Raw genomic sequence first — 5,567 nt, 5'->3', positions numbered from 1 at the left:
AGGCAAGACTGTGCGAAGGGCAAAACCTGCAAAGGCAATGCATTACGAACGCATTAAGATTGCGTCGTACCCCGTAATGACGACTGTATTATAGCGAGCGCCTTAAACCCCTATCCGCCTATCGGCACCTTTCCCCTGAAAGGGAAAGGACTAAAAAACAAATTAACGCACCCTGCAATATGCTCCATACTATCTGCACCTTGCTATCCGGCCTAGCAGATTTTCGCAGGAAAAAGCACGGAAATCTGTGCACTTCCCCTCGTTACCCCACAACCCAAGGCAGGATCAAGCGGGTGCGCTCGGATAAGACAGGGTAAGAGCCTCGATACTGCCGCAATTAAGATTTCCGTAGGTTTTTACAAGAAAAGATGCAAGCCTTGATTTTTGGTTACCTTTTTATCAAGAAAAAGGTAAGAGCCCCTCGGCGGCGGTGGACCTGTACCGATTTTTCATCGGTAGCCGAGGCAAGACTGCGCAAAGGGCAAAACCTGCCAAGACAATGCATTATGAACGCTTTAAGATTAGCTTCGCTGAGCACTTCGTGGTTCCGTCTGCGCAGGATCCGATAGCTATCTTATGACGACCGTGTTATAGCGAGCGCCTTACCCCCCTATCTGCCTATCATTTTCAAACCTTCCGCTTTACCCCTCGAGGTATGCGCTTCGAATAAAATAGATACGCATTGCGTTTTGGATGCTGCGCTTAAATAAACCAGGTCAAAACTCCTCTAACAGACTTTTATGCTTTACGCCCCACCTTTCGAGTGCATTAATGATTGGCCTCAATTCGAGGCCAATTGCGGTTAGTTCGTATTCAACCCGTAGCGGAACTTCAGCGTAGATGGTTCGCTTAACAATTTTATCTGCCTCTAATTTACGTAGCTGTAAGGTTAACATTCGCTCGGTAATATTTGGCAAACGGTTTTTTAACTCTCCAAATCTGAGTTTACCATTCATTAACCACGAACAGATCACTAAAGCCCATTGCCCGCCAATAATGTTGGCCGCATAAACTTCTAAACACTCATCAGCTAAAGCTTGTTTGTTAGCATAGTTGGTTGAGGTTTCCTTGATTTTAGACATGCTTACATTTTTTATAGTACCTTACAATTGGTGGCTAATTTACAAAATAAGCGGTTATGCATCTATTTTTGCGCTTTATAATCATCAAAATCTGTAAAAATGAAAACATTGATCGTCGTAACACATCCCAATATTAAAAGTTCCCTAATCAACAAGCGGTGGATTGAAGAATTAACTAAATACCCCGATAAATATCTAGTCCATCAACTGTATGAGGCCTATCCTGATGAAAAGATTGATGTATTGGCAGAACAAAAGCTGATTGAACAACATGATAAAATTGTATTCCAATTCCCTTATTATTGGTTCAATTGTCCCTCTCTTTTAAAAAAATGGATGGATGAAGTACTCACTCATGGATGGGCCTATGGGAGCAAAAGTGGTTTCAAATTGGCTGACAAGAAAATTGCCCTGGCCATTTCATTGGGCGTTGAAGAACACGAACTGCGTCCATCAGAAAAATATAAATACCCATTAGCAGAATTAACCCGTCCGTTCGAACTTTCCTTTCAATATGTAAAAGCCGATTACCAACCCCCATTTGCTTATTATGGAATGGAGCATAACACGTCGAAAAAATGGATAGAAGAAAGCATTCCTTTGTATTTAGACTTTTTAGATTCGTTGTAAAGTTAAATATATTGAGGTTCGTGACTTAACCGCAAAGGGCACAAAGGGGAATCGCAAAGAACGCGATTACAAGCGTTACTTTTTAGCGCCTTAACCCCCTATCCGCCTATCGGCACCTTTCCCCTGAAAGGGAAAGGACTAAAAAACAAATTACCGCACCCTGCAATACGCTCCTTGCAATCTGCACCTCGCTATCCGGCCTAGGAAATGATGGAAGGAGAAGCAGTTGAAACTTGTGCACAATCTTTCCCTRACCCAAAGAACCAAAACAGAGGCAAGAACGATTTTTCTTCGTTCCTAGCCGCTGTTGCAAATAAAGTTTCGACTAGCTTATCCGACATCAGTTCCAAGCCTTGATTTTTTGTTACTTTTTCATCAAGGAAAAAGTAAAAGCCCTTCGGTGGCTAACCGAGGCAAGACTGTGCGAAGGGCAAAACCTGCAAAAGCAATGCATTACTAACGCATTAAGATTGCTTCGTGCCTCGCAATGACGATCATATTAGTAATACTATAACCAAACATCCCCCCTTTACCCCCTCTTAACCACATAACACCGCTCAATCCCCTCAACATACCTTTCAAAATGCGCCTTATAATACCCTTTCGGTACCTGTACCCTAAAATTTACCTTACTAAAAAACCATACCAACTTATAATCCATTTCCGCTCCAAGCAAATACCACAAATACGTTTTAACCCGATCGCAAACCAAAAACAGCGCAACGCTATCGCTACCCAATTTCAACAGCTTCCCTTTCACTTTAAGCCTAAGCTGCAATTCAAAATAATCACCCTTATCCCTTAACACAAAGCTTAAAACAGGAATATCTATCGAGAAAAAAGCCAGTTTCATATCCCTCCTTACTGGCTTGCCCGCGACATTTCGAAGGCCATACGTATATAAGTAGTGTGTAAAAGGTTGCTGTACCAATAACGGTAAGGCCTTGTTCCATAGCTTAAAAATTTCGAGGTGATTAGCCTCATTAATCCTTCTAATTTCAGCCACGGTTTCTGGTTGCGCAGCGTATGCACTGAAACGTATTGAAGCAATCTTTTTCATGGCAAAGCAGATGCTGTTCAGCTCCTGCTGTTGTGGCGATACACTTATCTCCTCCACATCTTCCGCATTAAACACAAACCTTTTGTACGATTTTACCGTTTTCAGGTAAGCAGTGGCAGCATAAACATAAGGAATAAGAAAAGGATAATGGTTGCTGTGGAAATTCAGCAGATCTGTATTGGCAAAGCAGTAGCCAACACCCATCGGTGCCAAATCAGCAACGGCGTGTTTAGCCCCTGTTGCCCGCGGTACAAGCACCCGCTCCTTAACCTCCGGAAAATAATCACCAGGCCTAAATAAACCGATAAACTTTTTCTTTAATCTAATCTCCGGTCCGTTAGGTTTTTTAATAATATCTACATATTTAGATCGCTCGGTATTCACCCCGAAACATTCGGGCCAGTAATATGCGTTAAAATCGAGGCACCCCGTCCACAGCATGGCCCGCAAGGTATGGTAAGCATAACGCCCCAGGTACGTTTCGTCAGTATCTACACTACAGCTCACCAACAGATGATCGTATGCTACCTTAATGTAAACCCTTTCTGGCGCCTCATTTTTCAACTTAACATTAACGATTAACAAACCCTGCTTAAAAGAAAGCAATTTCTTTTCTACCAGGTTAGGGTTTTTAATCACCTTAAATGTGCTATGCAATTCAAGTACCGCTAACTTTAATATCCTGCTCCCCTTTTCAAAAGGCAGTTTGTAAAACTGCGAAAGTGGTTTCCCTGCAATTGTAATTGGTTTAGTCATCATACTCGTATGGGTTTACGAGTCTTGTGGTATAAAGAGACACTATAGCGGGCTCTAAATACCATCTACCGGGCTTCTCACGGCCTTGCCAACGGAATTACAATAGAGCCCATGATGCTATAGTGCGCACTAAAAGTACGCAAAATATCACCATAGGCATTAATCTATTGTCTCGTTGGCTGTTTACTGTGAGAATTTGGTAGCCGAGACTCTTTATTAACACCTAATTTATACACGAATATAACAATAAAAGTTTAGATATTCTAAAGTATTCTTTAAATAATCAAATGAAAAATACAAAAATTATTAAGTACAACTTTCACATGGTATGTTTATCAAAAAACGATCAGCGTGAAAAAGAAGTCGGAGCTTACAGAACTTGGAAAATACTTAATTTTGAAATCGGCTAACAAAGCAGAAATTTACAGAAAGACGGGTATTACTGAGTCTCGCTTAAGCCTACTAAGTAATGACGCGAGCACTAAACTTTCTGGAGAAGAACTATACTTGATAGCTCTTGCACTAGATGTTGAGCCTGGCGATATGGCCAAGACGATTTATAAAGGAGTTAAGCTAAACACTATTGCAGAGCAAGAAGCATTAGCAGCTAAAAGTAGGAAACAAAAAAGATAGTTCTTTCCAAAGAAGAACGATCCCGGCTTTGGATAAATAAGCAAAAAGTGCCACTATTACCAATAGCGACATTCAACATTAATTGCCAGCTCATTAAACTATCAGCCCACCTTTAATACGATTGAAAAAATTGTAGACTTGTACGAAAGATTATTAGCAAGCGAAAGAGAGAAAGTGGAGATATTGAAGAATAAATAGAAGAAATAACTATAAAAGTAAAAGCCCAATCAGCAGTGATTGGGCTTTTAATATTTAATCTAATTGAGCTAAAGAAAAATTAAACTAATCCTTAAGAGTTTTATTTTGTTCATCTTTCTGCTTGAATAAATCTGTTATGTCTATTGGTGGTAAATCGTAAGCACCGAACACAGAAAGACTGGTCATTTGTAGGATATGTGTTCTTAGTCTATTAATTAGTAAGTTTACAGCAGAATAATTTTGAAGATTCTTAATATGACTTTCTGGTAATTCTATATCACTTTTAATCTGAAAAATCCCTGTTCCTTCCACTAAAATCTTATAGCCAGCTTCAGGATCAGCCTCTCTGTTAATTTCTATTTTTGTAAAAGTTTGAAAAGTCCCATCATTACCGATATTATTTGAAAAATCAACGTCTATAGAATACTTTTCAAATATAGTTGAGGKATCCAGTTTCTTCTTTGAGGCTGTTGCAGGTTGAATAAAATCGAACTCACTTTTTAACAAAGCAAAGTTCAACCATATTAAAGGAGATAGCTTTGCTTTCATTAGGCTGCTTGAGTTTCTTCATATTGAACATCCCCATAATCATTTTGTGGCTTTTTATAATCAGTCTCAAATTTATAAAACCACCAGCCCTTTGGTTTAATTTCAGGGAAATCAAAAGATTTATCTTCAATAAAATTTTTATCTCTTACTTCAATATCAAATTCCAAACACAATGCAGCCTTCATTTTAGCCAAGTTAGTAAAATTTGGTAATCTATCTCCTCTAAATAATTGAGTAATATAACTAGCAGATGTACCAATGGATGATGCCAAAGCTTTTTTGGTAATCTTCTGTTCACACATGGCTTTATCAATTTCAGCCAGAAAAGAAAATGCTAATGATTGAGCTTCTAACTCTAGTCCTTCTTGTTCTGAATCAATTGATAAAATTTCATTAAAGCTATTTTTTATTTCTTCAGATGTCTTTGATGTCATATTCATATTTAGATATGCTTCTAATATTTTGTTTATCTTTTTTTGAGAGACCAGAACTTGTTGTTTTCTTAGCAACAACACTACAAGCTATTATAACAAACACTTTTTGCTCTCCTAATGTTTGTTCTTGACAATATATTCGTGGATTATTTTTCCCTTTAAATTTTTTGCTCTCCTAATGTTTGTTCTTGACAATATATTCGTGGATTATTTTTCCCTTTAAAT

Annotated in this window: 6 protein-coding genes; 2 read left to right on the top strand and 4 right to left on the bottom strand. The window is 38.7% G+C overall.

Going from position 1 to position 5,567, the window contains the following annotated elements; translation table 11 throughout:
- Positions 1-716: 716 nt before the first annotated feature.
- A complete protein-coding gene (locus AC1DND_RS17400) occupies positions 717-1,082 on the bottom strand; it encodes a winged helix-turn-helix transcriptional regulator (protein WP_477583513.1) in 366 nt (121 codons plus the stop codon).
- Between the two features lie 99 nt (positions 1,083-1,181).
- Between AC1DND_RS17400 and AC1DND_RS17395 the strand changes: the two genes are divergently transcribed.
- Positions 1,182-1,712, top strand: a complete 531-nt coding sequence (locus tag AC1DND_RS17395) for an NAD(P)H-dependent oxidoreductase (protein WP_477583511.1) — start codon at positions 1,182-1,184, stop codon at positions 1,710-1,712.
- Between the two features lie 529 nt (positions 1,713-2,241).
- On the opposite strand, the gene AC1DND_RS17390 is transcribed toward AC1DND_RS17395, so the two are convergent.
- Complete coding sequence (locus tag AC1DND_RS17390) at positions 2,242-3,531, bottom strand: hypothetical protein (RefSeq protein ID WP_477583509.1); 1,290 nt, start codon at positions 3,529-3,531, stop codon at positions 2,242-2,244.
- A gap of 348 nt (positions 3,532-3,879) precedes the next feature.
- On the opposite strand from AC1DND_RS17390, the gene AC1DND_RS17385 reads away from it, so the two are divergent.
- The gene (locus AC1DND_RS17385; RefSeq protein ID WP_090987004.1) at positions 3,880-4,161 is read left to right on the top strand and encodes a helix-turn-helix domain-containing protein; all 282 of its coding nucleotides are present in this window, start codon (positions 3,880-3,882) and stop codon (positions 4,159-4,161) included.
- 282 nt (positions 4,162-4,443) lie between these two features.
- Here the strand turns inward: AC1DND_RS17385 and AC1DND_RS17380 are convergent, their stop codons facing one another.
- Both AC1DND_RS17380 and AC1DND_RS17375 read right to left on the bottom strand, forming a co-directional pair.
- The gene (locus tag AC1DND_RS17380; protein ID WP_477583507.1) at positions 4,444-4,908 is read right to left on the bottom strand and encodes a protein-export chaperone SecB; all 465 of its coding nucleotides are present in this window, start codon (positions 4,906-4,908) and stop codon (positions 4,444-4,446) included.
- A complete protein-coding gene (locus tag AC1DND_RS17375; protein ID WP_477583505.1) occupies positions 4,908-5,417 on the bottom strand; it encodes a helix-turn-helix domain-containing protein in 510 nt (169 codons plus the stop codon). The genes AC1DND_RS17380 and AC1DND_RS17375 overlap by 1 nt, the downstream gene beginning before the upstream one ends.
- Between the last annotated feature and the right edge of the window lie 150 nt (positions 5,418-5,567).

The organism is Pedobacter sp. 01N416 (genome assembly GCF_056399685.1).
Note: the sequence above shows the minus strand (reverse complement) of the source record. Positions and strands in the feature narration are given on the sequence as shown.